The following is an 18,685-nucleotide window of genomic DNA, read 5'->3' on the forward strand; positions in this document are numbered from 1 at the left end:
GCCTGACAACCGCGGCTCGCGCCTCCTGCGAAACAGCACAAGGCGCGAGCCGCACCCATCCCGGGCACCGCGAAGCCCAGGTCACCCCTCAGCGCCCACCTCTGACGCCCCGGCGCCCCGGAACCTCACCGCGAACCAGACGACCCTCCCCCCGCCGTCCCGGTACATCCCCCACCGATCCGAGATGGCGTCCACCAGAAAGAGCCCTCGCCCGCCTTCCTCATCAAGGCCACCCCGGACCCGCGGCTCCCGCTCCGATCCCGCGTCGACCACCTCGACATGGACGGCGCCGTCACACTCGCTGATCGCGAGCGTCACGACCGTCTGAGGAACCCGCCTGGGGGTCCGAGGGCGAGGGGGGCGGCAGCCTTCTGGAAAGAACAGCCCGAGCCGAAGGCGAGGCCCGTTTCATGGCCTAGCAGTCAGAGGCGGGTCAGGAGGGCTGTGGTGAGGCGGTCGGCGGCGCCGGGGGTGGTGCTGAGGAACAGGTAGGGCTCGGTGAGCTCGAGTTCGATCAGCGCCGGGGCGCCGCCGGGGAGGCGGACAAGGTCGACGCGCGCGTACAGCAGGTCCTCGCCCACTTCGGCGAGGACCCGTTCGGCCAGGGCGAACTGGTCCGGGCCGGGGTCGCGGGCGGGGACGGCCCGGTGGTCGGCGGGCACGACGTCCGCGAGCATCGCGTTACGGCGCCGGGCGTGGCTGAACCGGCCGCCGATGTAGATCATGGAGGTCTCGCCCTCGGTCTCCACCATGTCCAGGTACGGCTGGACCATCGCGACGCGACCGGCCGCGACGAGGTCCCGTGCGTGGGTCTCGGCCGTGGCGCGGTCGGTGGTGCGGAGGGTGTCGCGGGCGCCGGCCGAGATGGCCGGCTTGACGACGTACTCGGCCTGGTGGGGCAGCGTCACCTGCTCGCCCGGGTGGATCCAGTGCGTCGGCACGGTGGGCACGCCGAGATCGCGCAGGTAGGTCTTGTCGGTGTTCCGCTCGATCACCGAGGCCGGGTTGAACAGCCGGGTGCCGCTCTCCACCTTGTGGGCCCATTCGACGAACTGGTCCCGGCGCAGGATGTAGTCCCAGGGGGAGCGCACGACGGCGGCGTCGAAGGAGTCCCAGTCGGCGGCAGGGTCGTCCCATCGGACCGCGGCCCCCTCCACGCCGGCCCGCCGCCAGGCGGCCAGCAGGACCTCCCGGTCGTCATCCGGCCCGTCATACGTGACATAAGCGAATCTCACGACACTCCATCCCATACTTCACGAATCCCGGGCTTGAGCATCGTACGGACATGCCGACTATTTGCGACCGAGGAGGTGTGCGGTGAGCCGGGCTTTGTCAACGGCCGACGAGGATGTTCGTGGAGGCTCGTGTGTCGTTCGCGTACACCAGGCGGGAGGACGAGCGGCTGCTCACCGGACAGGGCCGCTTCGTCGCCGACATCGACGTGCCCGGCTGCCTGTCGGCGGTCTTCGTCAGGAGCCCCGTCGCGCACGGCAGGCTGCGCTCGGTGGACTGTTCCCCGGCCGCGTCGGTGCCGGGCGTCGTCGGCGCCTGGTCGGCGGTCCACCTCACCGGCCTGCCCGCGTGCGCGCAGACCGCCGCCGACCTGCCGGACCTGCCGCCCATCCCGCCCGTGCTGCTGGCCAGCCTGTCCACCCGTGAGGCCGTCGCCGGACGCGAATGGCCGACGCTGGCCACCGACCGGGTGCGCTACCCCGGCGAGGCGATCGCCGTGGTCGTCGCCGAGGACCGCTACCAGGCCGAGGACGGCGCCGCGGCGGTCGGCGTCGTGATCGACCCGCTCCCGGCCGCCGTCACCACGGCCGCCGCGCTGGACGGGACGGTCACCCTGTTCGAGGGCATGAGCAACGTCGCCTTCGAGTTCGAGGCCGGCCATCCCATCGACGAGGAGGTGTGGCGGAGCGCGGCCGTGGTCGTCGAGGCCCGCTACCGCCAGCAGGTGCTGCTGCCCTCGCCGATGGAGTGCAGGGCTTTCCTCGCCGTGCCCCGAGGGGACGCGCTGACCGTGTGGTGCTCGCACCAGATGCCGCACCGGCTGCGCCGGGAGCTGGCGGAGGTCCTCGGGTGGCCCCCCGGCCGCATCCGCGTCATCGTCCCCGACAGCGGCGGCGCGTTCGGCTCCAAGAGCGCCATCTTCCCCGAGTACGTCGTGACCGCCACGCTCGCCGTGGCGCTCGGCCGGCCCGTCCGGTGGATCGAGGACCGCATGGAGTCGCTGCTGGCCGCCACCCGGGGCCGCGGGCAGGACCAGCGGGTGCGGCTGGCCGCCGGCGCCGACGGGCGCCTGCTGGCCTACGAGCTGGCGATCGACGCCGACGTCGGGGCCTACCCGCACCTGGGCGCGGCGCTGCCGACGCAGACGGCACGGATGGCGACGGGCCCCTACCTGACGCCCCGGGTGCACGCCACCGTCCGCTCGGTGCTCACCAACACGATGATGACCTACCCCTACCGCGGCGCCGGGCGCCCGGAGGCGGCCTCCGCGCTGGAGCGGACCATGGACGAGCTGGCCCGCCGCCTCGGACTGGACCCCGCCGAGCTGCGGCGGCGCAACTTCATCCCGCCCGAGCGCTTCCCGTACGACACCCCGACCGGCCGGCGCTACGACAGCGGGAACTACGCCGCCGCCCTCGACCTGGCGCTGGAGACCCTCGGCTACGAGCGGTGGCGGCGGGAGCGTGACCGGCGCCGGGCCGACCCGGCCGCCCTCCCGCTGGGCATCGGGCTCGCCTGCTACGTCGAGCGCTCCGGCGGCGAACCCGGCGGCCTGCACGAGTTCGGCGGCGTCGAGGCGTGCCCGGACGGCACGGTGGTCGCCCGGTGTGGCAGCGCCGCCGGCGGGCAGAGCCACGAGACCACCTTCAGCTCCCTGGTCGCCGACACCCTGGGCCTCGACCCGGCGCGCGTCCGGCTGATCGAGGGGGACACCGGCGAGGTGCCCGAGGGCGTCGGCTCGTTCGCCAGCCGGTCGGCCCAGATCGCCGGCGCGGCGCTCCAGCGGGCCGCCAGGACCCTCATCGACCAGGCCAGGCAGCGGGCGGCGGCCCTGTGGGAGCTGCCGGTGCACAAGGTGAGCTGGTCCCGGGGCACCCTGCGGGCCGAGAGCGATCCGCCGGCCGCCGCCGACCTGGGCGAGCTGGTGAAGGAGACCGGGCCGCTCCGCGTGGACGACCGGTTCGAAGGGGCCATGGCCTTCCCGTTCGGCACCCACGCGGCGGTGGTCGAGGTCGACGTGGACCTGGGCACCGTGCGTGTGCTGCGGCTCGTCGCGGTGGACGACTGCGGGGTGGCGATCAACCCGGTCGCGGTCCACGGGCAGGCGCTCGGATCGGCCGTGCAGGGCATCGGACAGGCTCTGTACGAGGGGGTGCCCTTCGACGACGCCGGCGTGCCCGTCCTGCCGAACGGGCTGCTGGACTATCTGCTGCCGACCATCGCCGAGGTGCCCCCCGTCGACATCGCGGCCACCACCACCCCGACCCCGGTCACGCCGCTCGGCGCCAAGGGGGCGGGCGAGTCAGGGTGCATCGGGACGCCGCCCGCGATCGTCAACGCCGTCGCCGACGCCCTGCGCCTCGCCGACCCCGGCCTGCTCCAGATGCCACTCACGCCCGACGTCGTCTGGCGCGCCGCCCGCGCCTCGGAGAACGCCCGGCGCGCGGCGGCGGCCCGGGAACCCGGCCGGGCCGAGAACGCACAGCGATCAGGCCACGGCGCACACGGCACGAGCGGCGGCGCGGACCGGTCGAGGCACGGCGCGGACCGGACGGGGCGGGGGCGATGAAGCCTCCCTCCTTCGACTACCTGGCGCCCGGCACGGTCGCCGAGGCCGTGCACGCGCTCGCCGTCCCCGGCAGGCGCGCCGAGGTGCTGGCGGGCGGTCAGAGCCTGATCCTGGACATGCGCCTGCGCCGGACCAGCCCTGACGTGGTGGTCGACATCAACGGCATCGACGAGCTGGCCGACGTGCGGGTGGAGCGGGGCGCGCTGCTGGCCGGGGCGCTGGCCCGGCACCGCGACTTCGAATCCCCGCTGGTCGCGCCCGGCCCCCTCGGACGCCTGCTCTCGCGCGCCGTCGTCAACGTCGCCCACCCGCCCATCCGCGCCCGCGGCACCATGGCCGGCAGCCTGGCCTGGGCGCATCCGGCCTCCGAGTGGTGCGCCGTCGCCCTCGCGCTGGACGCCGGCATCGAGCTGCGCGGCCCGGCCGGGACGCGGGTGGTCGCGGCCCGGGACTACTTCCGCGGGCCGCACGCGACCGCCCGCGCCCCGCAGGAGCTGATCACCTCCGTGCGGCTCCCGCTGCTCCCCGGCGGCACGGGGGTCGCCTTCGCCGAGCATCGGCGCACGCAGTTCTGCTTCGCCCAGGTCGCGGTGGCGGTGGCGCTCACCGTGCGCGACGGCGTGATCGCCGAGGCGAGGATCGCCCTGGCCAACTGCGCGGACCGGCCGCTGCGCGCGTACGCCGCCGAACGCTCCCTGATCGGCGCCGAGGCCCTTCCGCCCGGCCACGGCCGGGCGCCGCCCACGCGGACCGAGGCCCTCCCGGACCTGCCGCCATCCACGCGGACCGAGGCGGTGCCGGACCTGCCGCCGCCCGCGTACGGTCCGTTCGCGCGGGCGGCCCGCATCGCGGCCCAGGACGACGCCGACCCCGTCCCCGAGCCGTACGCCGATGTCGAGTACCGCCGGCACGCCATCGCCGTCCTGGTGGCCCGCGCCCTGTACGAGGCGACGGCGGACGGGCGGGCGCACGCCGCCGACGACCTCCCCGTAGGTGACCCGCGATGAGGATCACGCTGGTGGTGAACGGGCGGGACTACCTGCTGGACGTCGAACCCCGGCGCGTCCTCGCCGACGTCCTGCGGGAGGACTGCCACCTGACCGGGACACATCTGGGCTGTGAGCTGGGTGTCTGCGGGGCGTGCACGGTGCTGCTGGACGGCGAGGCCGTCCGGTCGTGCCTGCTGCTGGCCGTGCAGTGCGACGGACGGCCGATCCGCACCGTCGAAGGACTCGCGTCTCCGGACGGCCGTCCACACCCGCTCCAGGAGGCGTTCTCCGCCGAGCACGCCCTTCAGTGCGGTTTCTGCACGCCCGGGTGGCTGATGCTGGCCGCCGGGGCGCTGGAGTCCGACCCGGCCCTCGCCGACGATCCGGAGCGGCTGGCGGCCCTGCTCGGCTCCAACCTCTGCCGGTGCACCGGCTACACCCCGATCTACCGCGCCGTCCTGCGGGCGGCCGGGCGGCCGCCCGCCGAACCACCGGCCTGACCCCCGTCAAGGCCGGTGGACGACGTGACCGTCAGGGCCGGAAGACGGCGTCGAACTCCTCGCCCGCGTTGAGGCGGTCGATCAGGGACAGGACGGCGCGGGAGCCGCCGTTCGCGGTGACCCACCGGCTCACGCGGCACGCCGCCTCGGCGTACAGGTTCCCGTCACCGCCTGCCGCCTCCCGCCAGCGCCCCAGCTCCGCGGGGAGGGCCTTGTCCGAGGCCACCAGGCAACGGTCGGGCGACCCGGCCGGCGCCAGGTAGCGGGCGTCCCCGGAGACCAGGACGGCGAGTCCCTCGTTGAACCACTGCGGCACGTCGCCTCCGTCCAGCCGGGCTCGCAGCTCGACGTGCGACAGCTCGTGGGAGGCGATGACCACGTCCAGGCCGCGAGGAGAGAGCATGACCGCCCGGTTCAGCACCGCGACCCCGCGCTCCCCTCCCCCGCCGATGCGGCGGTAGCACCCGTCGGTGACGCACGCCAACACGCGGGGACTGCTCTTGCGGCCCCCGTAGAAGTCCGCGACCCTCCGCTCGGCCTCGCGGACGACTCCGAGCAGCCGCTCCCCGCGCACCGCGGGCGTCTCCGGTTCGGCGTACACGCCTTCCCCGAGGTCCTCCAGCCCGTAGCAGCCCGGGCAGGCGACCGCCGCCACCGAGGGGAACGCCACCGCCACCCCCAGAACAGCTGCGATGACCAGCGCGGCCGCCCCGCCCAGAGCCCATCTCCGCCGCCGACGCACCGCACCCCTCCACCGCCGAACCCCGCCGTCCACCACCACGCCGCCCAGCCTTCCCCATCTCCATCCCTACGGCATCAGCCCGTGGACCGTATTCACCCCCACCCCAGGGATGACCTCCGCGCGCCAGGGCGGTGGTCGACGCGAGGAGCACACGGCCGGCGGGCGGGGGCGTGTCCCGGCGGGCGGGCCATAACGCTTCTCTGTGAATCGGGAGGTGTGATTCGTCGCTTTTGGGGTGGTCGTGGAACGCTCTGGAGGAGACGGAACGATGAGGATCGGGTGGTCAGGTGTCAGCGGGTGGCGGAGGATCGACAGGGCGGCGATCCGGCCGGGTGATCGCCGCGGCCGCGGCGGTCGTGGCGGCGCTGGTCATGGCGGGGTGCTCCTCCGGCGCGGACGCCGGCCGGGCGGCCCCTGTGGAGCGCCAGTCCACCGTCGGGTCGCCGGGGTCCGCGGCCCCGTCGTCCGAGGCGGGCGGGGCGTCGATCCGCAAGCCGCCGCCGGTGGACCCCGCCTGGCCCCGCTGGGGGTTCACCCACACGGGGGTGAGCGCCAACAACGTCACCGAGCGGTTCGAGCGGAACGTCAGCGGCGCGCTCGCGCGGACGCCGATGGCGCAGAACCAGCACATCATGGGCTTCGGAGCGCTCAACCCCGAGCCGCGGCCGGAGGAGTTCTTCTGGGAGGACCTCGACAGCCGGACCGACTTCATGCTGCGCTCCGGCGGCGCGCCGATCATCACCCTGTGCTGCGCCCCCGACTGGATGAAGGGCGGCCCGGAAGGCCCCACCGAGGAGTCGGCCTGGACCGAGCACCTGGAGGACGCCCCTTACCCCGAGCACTTCGACGACTTCGCCAAGCTGTCGGCGGCCGTCGCCAAGAGGTACACCGACGTCAAGTACTTCATGGTTTGGAACGAGCTCAAGGGCTTCTGGCCGGACCACTCCAAGCCGGCCGACATCAAGGGCTACACCGAGCTCTACAACAAGGTCTACGACGCGGTGAAGGCGGTGCGTCCCGACGCCCAGGTCGGCGGCCCGTACATCGGCTTCGACAGCAACAAGACAGGGAAGTCCGTGCTGCGGGGCTCGTGGGGCGTCGTCAACCAGAACGTGCTGGACGCCTTCGACTACTGGTTCGAGCACAAGAAGGGCGCCGACTTCGTCGTGGTCGACGGGGCCTCGCTGACCGACGCCCACGAGCTGCTGCCCGACGCGTTCGGTGCGCTGGACAAGTTCGGCGCGGTGACCGCCTGGCTGCGCGACAGGACCGGCGACCTGCCCGTCTGGTGGTCGGAGTGGTACTTCGTCCCCGAGGACGGCACCACGTGGGCCGAGCCGATGCGGCTCGCCGTGCAGGCCGTGTCGATGATGGAGTTCGCCGAGAGCGGGGCCGCCACCGCGCTGTACTGGAACCCGCAGGCCAAGTCGGGGGCCTGCCGGGGCTGCATGTGGGCCCCCGGCACGGGCGCCCTGGAGCCGACCGGCAAGCTGATCGGCGACTTCGCCGCTTCCTTCCCCGCCGGGGCCGAGCTGGAGCGGGTGACCTCCTCCGATCCCCGGGTGCGTGTGCTGGCTCAGCCGCGGCGGCTGGTGATGGTCAACACCACCGGCCGGCGGCTGAGCGCGACCGTGGACGGCGAGCGGGTCGACCTGCGGCCCTACGAGATCAAGTGGAGCGACCGCTAGCCCGCCCGGGACCTCCCCCGCTTCGCCCGGGCGGGAACGCCCCAGCCCGGGTTCGCGCAGGCCGATCGGCCGGAGGGTTCTTCGGAAGGGGGCACTGCGGGTAAGTAACTCATGACTGGGGGGAGTCATGAGACGAATCACCACGGCCGTCGTGCTCGCCACGACGACGATGTTCGGCACCGTCGCGGCCGGGGGGCCGCCTGACCAGGATGGCAGGCAGTCGGTAAGTGCGGACCAATATCGGATTCTGACCCGTCAATGCCGGTACGCCAACACGGCGCAGGCCCAGAGCGACTGCCGTGCGGAGGTCCGGCGCAAGTACCGCGTCGGCGAGCGGGCCACCGGCCTCGACTGCCGCACCTACTCGGGCGTCACCGTGTGCGGCACGCTCAAGCTCGGCCCGCGCGAACAGCGGTGCGTACAGGACTCGGTGAGCAAGGGCCTCACCTACCGCCGGGCCGAGGTGGAGTGCTACGCCTTCTTGTGACGGGGCCCGTCATCGGGCGCCGTCATCGGGCGCCGTCACGGCGGCGGCGCCCGGCCGGAGCCCCCGGGCGTCTGCGGCGTCCGGCCGGCATCCCGGATGCCGCGGCTCACGGCCGATGTCCGAACGCCCGAACGCCCGCACGCCGGCGGCGCCGGGCTCCGGTCGTCAGCGGGGGGAGATCCCGTACACCGGGTCGGGGACGGGGGCGTCGGCCAGCAGCTTGGCGACGGCGTCGCCGATCTCCCCCACGTTCCACCGCTCGCCCTTGTCGACGCCGGGCCCGTGGTGCCAGCCGGTGGCGATGGAGATCATGCCGCCCTCGATCTCGAACACCCGCCCGGTGACCCCCGACGCCTCCGCCGAGCCCAGCCACACCACCAGGGGAGCCACGTTGGCGGGGTCCATGATGTCGAACCCGGTCTCCGGCGGCGCCATCATCGCGGAGAAGACCTGCTCGGTCATGCGGGTGCGCGCGGACGGCGCGACGGCGTTGACCGTGACGCCGTAGTGCGCGAGCTCGGCGGCGGCGGTGTGGGTGAGGGCCACGATGCCGGCCTTGGCGGCGGCGTAGTTGGCCTGGCCGACGCTGCCGAGCAGCCCGGCCCCCGATGAGGTGTTGATGACGCGGGCGTCCACGGGCCGGCCGGCCTTGGCCCGCTCCCTCCAGTACGCGGCCGCGTGCCGCAGCGGCAGGAAGTGGCCCTTGAGGTGGACGCGGACGACGTCGTCCCACTCCTGCTCGGTCATGGACACGATCATCCGGTCGCGCAGGAAGCCCGCGTTGTTGACCAGCACGTCGAGCCCGCCGAAGGCGCTGACGGCCGTCTTGACCAGCCTGCCCGCACCGTCCCAGTCGGCGATGTCGTCGTAGTTGGCGACGGCCTCGCCGCCGAGGCCGGCGATCTCCTCCACGACGGCACGCGCCGGGTCTCCCGAGCGCCCCGCCCCCTGTGGGCCGGTGCCGAGGTCGTTGACCACGACCTTGGCGCCCTGGCGCGCGAACTCCATGGCATGGGCGCGACCGATGCCCCGGCCGGCACCTGTCACCACGACGACCCGTCCCTCGCAGAGACCGCTCACTTCACCGTTCCCTTTTCTGTTAGACCACCGCTCTTTTCCCCATCCCTTCGGATTTATGTGTATTTGAGGCGATCGTCACAGTGGGGCACCGCTGATCGCCGGGGCGGGCCACCCCAGGTGGAAGGCGCCTCCGGCCGTGCGGCGAGGCCGGTTCCGCGACGGCGGTGAAGATCGTCCGACCGGATGTATAGCAAGCGCTTGGTCAGTTCGGGAACGTAAGGTGAGCAGGTGACTCGTGCCGGTCGTCAGGTGAACAAGCGATTGCATGGAGGCCCATAATGGAGGACGTGAACACGCGCAAGAACTCCGGCGGCGCGCCGGCGGCGACGGGTGCGACCAGCGAAATCGCTCCGCGCGGCGACGCCACGGCGCCCAGGCGCCAGGGCTCCCCCCGGCGCGCGGCCACCTCCGGCTCCGCCTCCGAGCGCCGCGAGCACCTGGTCAAGCTCGCCGCCGAGCTCTTCGCCCGCAAGGGATTCCAGGCGACCACCGTGCGGCAGATCGCCGACGAGGCGGGCATCCTCTCCGGCAGCCTCTACCACCACTTCGACTCCAAGGAGTCGATCGTCGACGAGGTCCTGTCGACGTTCCTGAAGGACCTTATCGGGCGCTACCGCGAGATCCTCGCCGGGGACGGCGACCCCCGCACCATGCTGTCGGAGATGGTGCGCATCGGCTTCGGCACCCTCGAGCCGCACCGGGCCGCCATCACCGTGATGCAGAACGACTGGAACTACCTGCGCTCGCTGCCCGGCGACCGCTTCGACTACCTCATCAGGGCCGAGGACGAGGTCGAGCGCATGTGGATCGGGCAGATCAAGCGCGGCCAGTCGGCGGGCCAGCTGCGGTCCGACGTCGATCCCAAGATCACCTACCGGATGATCCGCGACAGCATCTGGGTGGCCGTGCGCTGGTTCCGCCCGGGCGGACGGCTCAACACCACCCACCTCGCCGAGCACTACATCACCGTCCTGTTCGACGGTCTGGCCACGGGCGAGCGCACGAGCCAGGAAGCATGACGCCTCTGCACAAGGCCGTGCGCACGGCGCTGACCGACGTCGCCGACCCGGCCAAGGCTCCCGCCATGCAGGCGTACATGAAGTCGGCCATGCCCTTCCTCGGCGTCCAGGCCGCGCCGCGGCGGGCGGCGCTGCGCAAGGTGCTGGCCGAGCACCGCATCGACGGCGCGCCCGAGTGGCGCAAGACCGTGCTGGCCATGTGGCGCGACGCCGAGTACCGCGAAGAGCGGTACGCCGCCATCGAGCTGTGCGCCTTCCGCTACTACAAGCCCTTCCAGACGCTCTACACCGTGCCGATGTACGAGGAGATGATCGTCACGGGAGCCTGGTGGGACTACGTCGACGACCTGGCGATCCACCGGGTGGGCGCGCTCCTGCGGGCCTTCCCCGACACGATGCGCCCGCTCATGCTCGAATGGGCCCGCGACGGCGACCTGTGGCGGCGGCGCACGGCCATCCTGTGCCAGAACGGCTTCAAGGACCGCACCGACGCAGGCCTGCTGTACGCCTGCATCGAGCCGAGTCTGGCCGACACCGACTTCTTCGCCCGGAAGGCGATCGGCTGGGCCCTGCGCGAGTACGCCAAGACCGATCCGGAGGAGGTCGTCCGCTATGTCCGCCACAAGGGTCTCACCGGCCTCAGCCGCCGCGAGGCACTGAAGAACCTCCCGGCCACCTGACCTCGCAGGTCACTCACGATCTTGTGACGACACGTCCGCAATTCAGGCGAAAAATGGTTACATGATCAATATCGTCGGCGGCTTCGTCTATATTCGAGCCGAGGGCGATGTTCATGGTGACCTGTCACCGGAACGGGCGAGGCGAGGGGGCGCGGGTGAGCGAGCAGGAGAAGGCTCCGGCCGGGATCGATCCCACGACACCCAGCGTGGCGCGGATGTACGACTACTACCTCGGCGGCAAGGACAACTTCGCCGCCGACCGCGCGGCGGCCGAGCAGATCATCAAGCTGCTGCCGAACGCCCGGCACGTCGCCCGCGAGAACCGCGCCTTCCTCGGCAGGGCCGTGCGCCACCTCGCCGGCCTCGGCATCGACCAGTTCATCGACATCGGCGCCGGCCTGCCCACCCGCGAGAACGTCCACCAGGTGGCCCAGGCCCGGGCCCCGCGCTCGCGCGTCGTGTACGTCGACAACGACCCCATCGTGCTGGTCCACGCCCGCGCGCTGCTCGCAGACAACCCGCAGACCACCGTCGTCGAGGGCGACCTGCGCGACCCGAAGGCGATCACCGAGCACGCCGCCGTCCTGGCCACCATCGACTTCGACCGGCCCTTCGCCGTGATCCTCTGCGCGATCATGCACTTCGTCCAGGACGACGAGGAGGCCGCGAGCATCGTGGCGCACCTGCGGAGCACGCTGCCGCCCGGCGGCGCACTGGTGCTCTCGCACGGGTTCCGCGGCCACCAGGCCGGCCCGAACATCGCCAGGGCCGAGGCGGTCTACGCGCGGACCTCGCGGCCGCTGAAGATCCGCGACCGCGAGACGATCGAGCAGTACTTCTCCGGGCTGGACCTGGTGGAGCCCGGTCTGGTGCACGTGGGGTCGTGGCGTCCCGAGCACGACCTGCTGGAGGACGAGTCCGCGGCCGGCGGTCTCGGCGGCGTGGGGCTGGTCCCTCGCCGCCGCACCTTCAGATAGTCGGGCTATCCAGCATGGGTACGATGCCCGCATGCGGATCTCCCAGCTCAGCGCCGCCTCGGGGGTGCCGATCCCCACGATCAAGTACTACCTGCGCGAGGGCCTGCTCCCGCAGGGCGAGCAGACCGGCGCGACCAGGGCCGAATACGGACAGGCCCATCTGCGCAGGCTGCGGCTGATCCGCGCCCTGCTGGAGGTCGGCCGGCTGCCGGTCGCCTCGATCGCCAAGATCGTGGCGGCGGTGGAGGACGAGAGCACCCCGGTCCACCGCATGCTCGGCACGGCGCACTACGCCCTGGCCTCCCCGGCCGCGTCCGACCCCGGCGACCAGGAGCAGCGCGCCGCCCGCGAGCGGGTCGACCGGCTGATCGACGACCTCGGCTGGCGGATCACCCCGGACGCGCCCACCCGGGACGAGCTGGCGCAGGTGCTCGTGCGGCTCGCCCAGCTCGGCAGGCCCGCCGGCGAGGACGACCTGCGCCACTACGCCGATGTGATCATGCGCCTGGTCGCCGAGCGCGAGATCGGCAAGGTCCCCATGGACGGTCCCCGCGAGACGGCCGTCGAGTCCCTGGTGATCGGCACCGTGCTGTACGGCAAGGTCTTCGACGTGCTCAGGAGGCTGGCCCACGAGTCGGAGTCCGCCCGCCTCCTCGAAGGCCCGCCCGCGCCGCCCGTCCGGCGCACGTCCAGGCCGGAACGAGCGGGATAGGACGGACAGGGCCCCCGTGCGGCCTCAGTCGCCGAGCAGCCAGCGGGCGGCGCGCAGGAGGAGGGCGCGGTGGGACGGGCTCTCGTATGACCGCGCGTCATGGCCGAGCGCGTCGTACACCAGCCGCCCCCCGCGCACCTCACGGGCCCACACCAGCGGCTGCCCGAGCGACGAGGCCAGCGGCCGGACGCCGGGCGACACCTCAAGGTCGCTGTAGATCTCGTCGACCAGCTCGAAGTCCGCAAGCCCCTCGACGATCGGGTGGCCGCCGTGGACCTTCACCTCCGCGGGGCCGAGGGGCGGGTGATGGGAGGCGCCCCAGACCCAGGCCGCCCCGACGAGCCCCCGCCACGCGGGCCAGTCGTCGAAGCAGATCGAGGCCGCGTGCACGGCGAGGACTCCCCCGCCCCGGTCGAGATGGGCGAGCAGCGCCGCGCGGGCGGCGCGGGGCAGCCGGAACGGAGCGACCCCGAGGCTCCGCGACCAGCCGTCGTCCGCAAGGCGGCGCAGCGCGTTCACGGTGACCAGGTCGGGGCGGGGGCCCGCCGCGAGCGTCCCGGCGATGTCGTCGGTGACCAGCGACCGCACCCCGGCCTCGGCCAGGACCTCCGCCAGCGCCGCGGACGTCGCCGGGAAGTCGTGCGCGGGCCCGCCGGAGAGGATCACGTTCGTCGCCACGGACCCAACCCCATCACGGACGCCACCCCCACGCCACCGGCCCGGATCGGGATCGCACGGGTCAGGGGGACGGGCAGGAGAGCGGGCGGCGCGGGGACGGCGAGGAAGGGGGCGCAACGGCGCGGGGAGGACGGGGACGGGGACCGCACGGCTCGGGGACGGCGGGTACGGACGGGATCGGGGCGCCAGTAAGTTGGGGGGATGCCGACCGAGCGTCGTTCTGGGTGAGACGTCGCCGGGCGCGGCGACCGAGCGAGCCACCGCCACCGGAGGTCTGTGATGGGTGCCCAGGGCCACTGCGATCCACGGTTCGCCCGTGTCCGGGAGGTCTTCGAGAACCACTTCGCTAAGGGCGAGGAACTCGGCGCCGCGTTCGCCGTCCACCTCGACGGCGAGCCGGTGGTGGACCTGTGGGACGGCGTGGCCGACCGGCACACCGGGCGTCCCTGGGAGCGGGACACCCCTGCCCTCACCTACTCGTGCACCAAGGCCGTCACCGCCGCCGTGGCGTTGATGCTCGCCGAGCGGGGCGAGGTGGACCTGAGCGCCCCGGTCGCGGAGGTCTGGCCGGAGTTCGCGGCCGGCGGCAAGGAACGGGTGACGGTCGAGCACCTGCTCACCCACCAGTCCGGGCTCCCGGTGATCGAGGAGGACGTCCCGGCCGAGGAGTTCGGGGACCAGCCGGCGATCGCCGCGCGGCTCGCCGCGCAGCGGCCGATGTGGGAGCCGGGCACCGCCCACGGCTACCACGCCCTCACCTACGGGTTCCTGGTCGGCGAGGTGGTCCGCCGGGTCACCGGCAAGAGCGTGGGCGAGTTCGTCGCCGCGGAGATCGCCGGCCCGCGCGGGCTGGACCTGTGGCTGGGCGCTCCCCCCGACGTGATCGCCCGCGCCGCCCGCCTCTCGGCCGGCGAGCGCAGGACCCCCGGCGGCGCGACGGGCTCCGACGGGACCGAGGCGGTGCGCGCCGCGGCCGAGCTGCCGGGACGGGGGCCCGGTGACCCCATGTGGGAGATGGCGCGGGCCGCGCTGGACAAGGGCAGCGTGATGAACCGGGCGATGGGCAACCCCAGCCCCGGCAAGGTGAAGGGCGGGGCCAACAACCCGGCGATCATGGGGGCCGGGTGGCCGGCCATGGGCATGGTCACCACGGCGCGCGGCCTCGCCGGGTTCTACCGCGACCTGCTCGCGGGCGAGATCGTCCGGCTGGACACCCTCCAGGACGCACTGCGGCCGAGGGTCAGCGGCCCCGACCGGGTGATGTTCCTGGACAGCGCGTTCGGCCTGGGCTTCATGCGCCCCGCGACGATGTTCTTCACCCCTGGCAAGGGCGCCGCGACGGCGTTCGGCCACCCGGGTCTCGGCGGCTTCGTCGGCCTGGGGGACCACCGGTACGGGCTGGCCGTGGCGTACACGATGAACCGGATGGCGAACGCGGTGGCGGGGAGCATGCGCGGCTACCGCCTGCTCGAGGCCGTGTACGACTCCCTTCCCTGACCCCCGAGCCCTGCGCCCTGAGTCCTGCGCCCTGCCCCTCGGAGGGCTTTACCCGGTCGAGCACGCAGGAGGTGGGTTTCCTGGAAAAGGAGCGCTGACCTTGACATATGCTTAACGGGCATACCTTCCGTAATTGAATCGTCACCGTGGTGATCTACCAAATCCGTGACAACCGGCGTATCGGATGAGACCTTCGTCTGGGGAGTCAGGAGCATCACCACTCCGAGGGGACAAGATGGACGCCTGGTCCGTTCCGGGATACCGCGAAGAACGCGTGCTCGGCTCCGGTGGCAGCGGCCGGGTGGTCCTGGCCGTCTACAACGGCACCGGCGCCTATGTGGCGATCAAGTACCTCAGTGACGAGCTGAGATCCGACCCGCGCTTCCTGGCCGCGTTCCGCGAAGAGGCGCGCACGATGGTCGAGATCGGCGACCCGAACATCGTGCGGTTCTACGAGTACGTCGAGAGCCCGCTGGGCGCCGCCATCGTCATGGAGCTGGTGAACGGCGTCCCGCTGCGCAAGATCCTCCACGAGCATGGGACCACCAGCCCGGAGGCCGCGCTGGTCGTCCTGAAGGGCTCGCTTCTCGGCCTGTCGGCGGCCCACGCCGCGGGCATCGTGCACCGCGACTACAAGCCCGAGAACGTCCTGGTCCAGGCCGACGGGTTCAGCAAGCTGGCCGACTTCGGCATCGCGACCCCGGCCGGGCGGCCGGGCCTGCCCTCCGGCACCCCGCCGTACATGGCCCCTGAGCAGTGGAACGGCTCCCCCGCCGGCCCCGCGACCGACGTCTACGCCGCCACCTGCGTGTTCTTCGAGTGCCTGACCGGCCAGAGGCCGTACCGCGCCGACCACCCTGCCGCTCTGATGCGCCAGCACCAGTCGGCCGCGATCCCCGCCGAGGCGGTGCCCGGCTCGGTGCGCGGGCTGGTGACCCGGGGTCTGGCCAAGAACCCCGCCGACCGTCCTTCGACCGCGCGGGCGTTCGTCGGCGAGCTGGAGTCGGCGGCGGTCGCGGCCTACGGCCCCGAGTGGGAAGAGCGCGGGCGCCGCCACCTGGCCGAGCTCGTCGCTCTGCTGGCCTTCGGCTTCCCGTTGTCCGAGCCTGGGCCGCAGGCGAGCACCAGCCTGGCCAGTACCGTGCTGCGCGGGCCGCTGCGCCCCCTGAGCCGGGTTCGTCACCCGGGGCGCGTGCTGGTCGGCGCCGGCGTCGTGGCGGTGGGCGTCGTGATCGCGGTGCTGGCCGCCGGCCGCGGTGGCACGCCCGTGCGGGACGTGGCGCTGACCACCTCCCCGACCGCGCGGGCCGTCGCGCAGGTCCCGGCGGGCGAGCCGTCGAAGGCGCTGGCGAAGGCGCCGGTCACCTCGAGCCCGGACGACGGGACCGACCCTCCGGAGTCCTCGCCGTCCCCGTCGCACGCGACCCACACCTCTCCGGCTCCGGCGCAGGTCGACCCGCCGGCCACGCCACAGGGCACCCCCGGAACGACGCACAGGCCGACCCACAGGCCGACTCCGACGCCCACCCGCACTCCCACCCGGACGCCGACCCCGACCCCGACCCCGACCCCGTCCCCCACGCCGTCCCCCACCCCCACACCCACCCCCACACCCACCCCGACACCGAGCCCCACCCCCACACCGACGCCCACGCCGACCCCCACGCCCATGCGGTTGTCGGTGCGGGAGCTGGCGGTGGCGGCGTTCGACGGGCGCACCGCGACCGTGCGGGTGCGCACCTCCACGGCGCAGACCGTCACGCTGAGCGTCCGCTTCACCGAGCGCTCCTCCGGCGGCGCCCTGGCCGCCCCGGCCGCCCCGGTCACGCAGACGTTCACGCTCGTCGGCTCCACGTCCTACACCCGCCAGGCCACGGCCGGTTTCGCCGCGCCGGCCTGCGGCAAGACGGTCTACCGGCAGGTCACCGTCTCCACCACGCCGGGCGCCGCGGGCGGCTCGCGCAGCCGCACGGTCCCGGTCAAGGGCGACCCGTGCCCGCCGCCCACGGTCGACGACGTCTCGGTCCGCTGGAACGGCAAGACGGCCCGCGTGGGCGTGCGCACGGGAGGGACGGGCGAGGTGCGCCTGGCCGCCGCGTTCACCCGCAGGCAGGGCGAAGGCGCGGCCAAGGTCGTCGACCAGGCGAGCCGCACCCTGTCCGGCGACACCTCCTACGCGCTCTCGCTCTCCGGCGACCTGGGCGAGGTGGCCTGCGGCGAGACGGCGTACTTCGGCGTCCGGGTCACCACCACGCCCGCCGCGGCGAACGGCGCCCAGTTCAAGGAGGTGGGCGTAGAGGGGCCCAAGTGCGCGCCGCCGACGGTCTCGATCACCTCCTGGGACGGAGGCACGCTCAGGGTGCGGGTGAGGAGCTCGTCCCCCGACCCGGTGCGGCTGTCGGCGAGCTTCCAGCAGACCGTCACGGCCGGAGAGCGCACGGTCACCCGCACCGCCGCCCGCCGGGCGACCCTGTCGGGCGACTCGGTGTACGACCGGGTGTTCACGGTGCGGTTCGCCGACCCCAGATGCGGCTACGTGGACGTCAGGAAGGTCACCGTGACCGTCGCCTCCGCGCTCGGGACGGCGAGCGACTCGGCCGCGCGCACGCGCAGGGGCCGGCCGTGCGCCGAGCCCACGCCGGAGCCCACCAAGTCCGACCCGCCGACCGAGGAGCCGCCGGACAAGGACCCGCCGAAGGACCCGCCGCCCTCGCCCGAACCGCGGGACGAGCCGTCCGGCGACTCCGGCGACGGTCCCGTCCTGACCTGAGCGACCCTCCCGCGGGCGCCCGCCGCGAGCGCACCTGACCGAACGCGCACGCACAGGCGCGAATGACCAGGCGCGCTCGCAGCCGCGGATGACCAGGCGCGCATGACCGGGTCCGCTCACGACCGGGACCGCCCACGACCGGGTCCGCACGCCGTGTGCGCACGTCGCGTGCGCACACGGCGGAGTGCGCACGTCGCCGGGTGCGCGGCGGGCCGCCCGCCGGGCAGACTCTCGTCCAAGACGACCTACCCGGTGGAGGCACTGTGAGCGCGCGCGTGCAGAAGCTCGGCAACGTCCTGATCCCGGTGGACGACCTGGACAAGGCTCTGACCTTCTACGGCGAGGTGCTCGGGCTGACGGTCAGGTTCAGGGACGGCGACCGTTTCGCCGCGCTGGACGCGGGGGGCGTCACCATCGCGCTGGCCGCCCCGGCCGAGCAGGTGGCCGGCGCCGTCACCGCGCCGTCCTACAAGGTCGGCGATCTCGCCGGAACGGTGGCCGAGCTGACGGCCGCGGGCGCCGAGCTGGTCAGCGGCCCGGAGGCCGGTCCGCACGAGAGCAGGGCCGTGCTGCGCGACCCGTCCGGCAACGTCCTGGTGCTCTACTCCCCTCTGTGACCCTCCGCGGAGACTCTGTGCCCCTCCGCGGGGACGCGGGTGCGGGTGAACCAGATGGTCTTGCCGGGACCGGCCGGCAGCGGTACCACGCCCCACGCGTCGGTGAGCGCGGCGACGATGCGCAGCCCCCGGCCGTGCTCGGACTCGGCGCCGGCCTGGCGCAGGCGCGGCCATCCGGCGCCTCCGTCGGCGACCGAGCCCGTCACGGTGTCCGGGGCCGTTCCCAGCGCGAGCCGCACGGGAGCGGCGCCGTGCACGAGGGCGTTGGCGACCAGTTCGGTGACGACGATCGCCACGTCGTCGATCAGGTCGTGCAGGTCCCACTCGGCGAGCCTCTCGCGGACGACCGCACGGCACTCGGCCGTGACACCCGGCTCGGCGCGCAGCTCCCAGCGGATTTCGCGGGGACAGGACGGAATGCCGATCATCTCTGATCCCTGGCCTTTC

At 73.4% G+C, this 18,685-nt stretch carries 18 protein-coding genes; 12 read left to right on the top strand and 6 right to left on the bottom strand.

Translation table 11 applies throughout. The features are described from left to right. Positions 1 to 81: 81 nt before the first annotated feature. Together ABZU32_RS01620 and ABZU32_RS01625 are read right to left on the bottom strand one after the other, a co-directional pair. Positions 82 to 318: an ATP-binding protein gene (locus tag ABZU32_RS01620; protein WP_354915648.1), complete on the bottom strand. Its 237-nt coding sequence runs from the start codon at positions 316 to 318 to the stop codon at positions 82 to 84. 104 nt (positions 319 to 422) lie between these two features. Further along, positions 423 to 1,235 carry a hypothetical protein gene (locus tag ABZU32_RS01625; protein ID WP_354915651.1) on the bottom strand — a complete coding sequence of 271 codons (813 nt, stop codon included), beginning with the start codon at positions 1,233 to 1,235 and terminating at the stop codon, positions 423 to 425. Between the two features lie 119 nt (positions 1,236 to 1,354). Here ABZU32_RS01625 and ABZU32_RS01630 point away from each other — a divergent pair, with 119 nt between their 5' ends. The 3 genes from ABZU32_RS01630 to ABZU32_RS01640 are packed head-to-tail and all read left to right on the top strand — an operon-like array spanning position 1,355 to position 5,291. Then, complete coding sequence (locus ABZU32_RS01630; RefSeq protein ID WP_354915654.1) at positions 1,355 to 3,802, top strand: xanthine dehydrogenase family protein molybdopterin-binding subunit; 2,448 nt, start codon at positions 1,355 to 1,357, stop codon at positions 3,800 to 3,802. Further along, positions 3,799 to 4,809: an FAD binding domain-containing protein gene (locus ABZU32_RS01635; protein ID WP_354915657.1), complete on the top strand. Its 1,011-nt coding sequence runs from the start codon at positions 3,799 to 3,801 to the stop codon at positions 4,807 to 4,809. Before ABZU32_RS01630 ends, ABZU32_RS01635 begins: the two co-directional genes overlap by 4 nt. Then, positions 4,806 to 5,291 (top strand): (2Fe-2S)-binding protein, encoded by a 486-nt coding sequence (locus ABZU32_RS01640; protein ID WP_354835307.1) that lies wholly within the window; start codon positions 4,806 to 4,808, stop codon positions 5,289 to 5,291. The genes ABZU32_RS01635 and ABZU32_RS01640 overlap by 4 nt, the downstream gene beginning before the upstream one ends. 31 nt (positions 5,292 to 5,322) lie before the next feature. Here ABZU32_RS01640 and ABZU32_RS01645 read toward each other — a convergent pair whose 3' ends face one another. After that, complete coding sequence (locus ABZU32_RS01645) at positions 5,323 to 6,033, bottom strand: hypothetical protein (protein ID WP_354915660.1); 711 nt, start codon at positions 6,031 to 6,033, stop codon at positions 5,323 to 5,325. Positions 6,034 to 6,365: 332 nt separating this feature from the next. Between ABZU32_RS01645 and ABZU32_RS01650 the strand changes: the two genes are divergently transcribed. Both ABZU32_RS01650 and ABZU32_RS01655 read left to right on the top strand, forming a co-directional pair. Continuing rightward, complete coding sequence (locus ABZU32_RS01650) at positions 6,366 to 7,721, top strand: xylan 1,4-beta-xylosidase (protein ID WP_354915663.1); 1,356 nt, start codon at positions 6,366 to 6,368, stop codon at positions 7,719 to 7,721. A gap of 127 nt (positions 7,722 to 7,848) precedes the next feature. Next, on the top strand, positions 7,849 to 8,208 hold the full coding sequence (locus ABZU32_RS01655) for a hypothetical protein (RefSeq protein ID WP_354835313.1): 360 nt from the start codon (positions 7,849 to 7,851) through the stop codon (positions 8,206 to 8,208). Between the two features lie 165 nt (positions 8,209 to 8,373). Here the strand turns inward: ABZU32_RS01655 and ABZU32_RS01660 are convergent, their stop codons facing one another. Next, positions 8,374 to 9,288 carry an SDR family oxidoreductase gene (locus tag ABZU32_RS01660; RefSeq protein ID WP_354915666.1) on the bottom strand — a complete coding sequence of 305 codons (915 nt, stop codon included), beginning with the start codon at positions 9,286 to 9,288 and terminating at the stop codon, positions 8,374 to 8,376. A gap of 344 nt (positions 9,289 to 9,632) precedes the next feature. Here ABZU32_RS01660 and ABZU32_RS01665 point away from each other — a divergent pair, with 344 nt between their 5' ends. The 4 genes from ABZU32_RS01665 to ABZU32_RS01680 all read left to right on the top strand — a co-directional run bounded on the left by ABZU32_RS01665 (position 9,633) and on the right by ABZU32_RS01680 (position 12,676). Beyond that, positions 9,633 to 10,307 (top strand): TetR/AcrR family transcriptional regulator, encoded by a 675-nt coding sequence (locus tag ABZU32_RS01665; protein WP_354835451.1) that lies wholly within the window; start codon positions 9,633 to 9,635, stop codon positions 10,305 to 10,307. Then, positions 10,304 to 10,987, top strand: a complete 684-nt coding sequence (locus tag ABZU32_RS01670) for a DNA alkylation repair protein (protein ID WP_354915669.1) — start codon at positions 10,304 to 10,306, stop codon at positions 10,985 to 10,987. The genes ABZU32_RS01665 and ABZU32_RS01670 overlap by 4 nt, the downstream gene beginning before the upstream one ends. A 155-nt stretch (positions 10,988 to 11,142) precedes the next feature. Next, entirely contained in the window at positions 11,143 to 11,964 is an 822-nt protein-coding gene (locus ABZU32_RS01675; protein WP_354915672.1) for an SAM-dependent methyltransferase, read from the top strand. Between the two features lie 31 nt (positions 11,965 to 11,995). After that, a complete protein-coding gene (locus ABZU32_RS01680) occupies positions 11,996 to 12,676 on the top strand; it encodes a MerR family transcriptional regulator (RefSeq protein WP_354915675.1) in 681 nt (226 codons plus the stop codon). Positions 12,677 to 12,700: 24 nt separating this feature from the next. Here the strand turns inward: ABZU32_RS01680 and ABZU32_RS01685 are convergent, their stop codons facing one another. Next, on the bottom strand, positions 12,701 to 13,354 hold the full coding sequence (locus tag ABZU32_RS01685) for a ThuA domain-containing protein (protein ID WP_354915678.1): 654 nt from the start codon (positions 13,352 to 13,354) through the stop codon (positions 12,701 to 12,703). Between the two features lie 279 nt (positions 13,355 to 13,633). On the opposite strand from ABZU32_RS01685, the gene ABZU32_RS01690 reads away from it, so the two are divergent. The 3 genes from ABZU32_RS01690 (at position 13,634) to ABZU32_RS01700 (ending at position 18,238) form a co-directional block, all read left to right on the top strand. Beyond that, positions 13,634 to 14,851: a serine hydrolase domain-containing protein gene (locus ABZU32_RS01690; protein ID WP_354915681.1), complete on the top strand. Its 1,218-nt coding sequence runs from the start codon at positions 13,634 to 13,636 to the stop codon at positions 14,849 to 14,851. Positions 14,852 to 15,086: 235 nt separating this feature from the next. Further along, a complete protein-coding gene (locus ABZU32_RS01695; protein WP_354915684.1) occupies positions 15,087 to 17,621 on the top strand; it encodes a serine/threonine-protein kinase in 2,535 nt (844 codons plus the stop codon). Between the two features lie 263 nt (positions 17,622 to 17,884). Then, positions 17,885 to 18,238, top strand: a complete 354-nt coding sequence (locus ABZU32_RS01700; RefSeq protein WP_354915687.1) for a VOC family protein — start codon at positions 17,885 to 17,887, stop codon at positions 18,236 to 18,238. Here the strand turns inward: ABZU32_RS01700 and ABZU32_RS01705 are convergent. Continuing rightward, positions 18,223 to 18,666, bottom strand: a complete 444-nt coding sequence (locus ABZU32_RS01705; protein ID WP_354915690.1) for an ATP-binding protein — start codon at positions 18,664 to 18,666, stop codon at positions 18,223 to 18,225. The two genes, ABZU32_RS01700 and ABZU32_RS01705, sit on opposite strands and share 16 nt — an antisense overlap. Positions 18,667 to 18,685 lie beyond the last annotated feature (19 nt).

Origin of the sequence: Sphaerisporangium sp. NPDC005288, assembly GCF_040607475.1 — a bacterium.
Lineage (GTDB): Bacteria > Actinomycetota > Actinomycetes > Streptosporangiales > Streptosporangiaceae > Sphaerisporangium > Sphaerisporangium rhizosphaerae.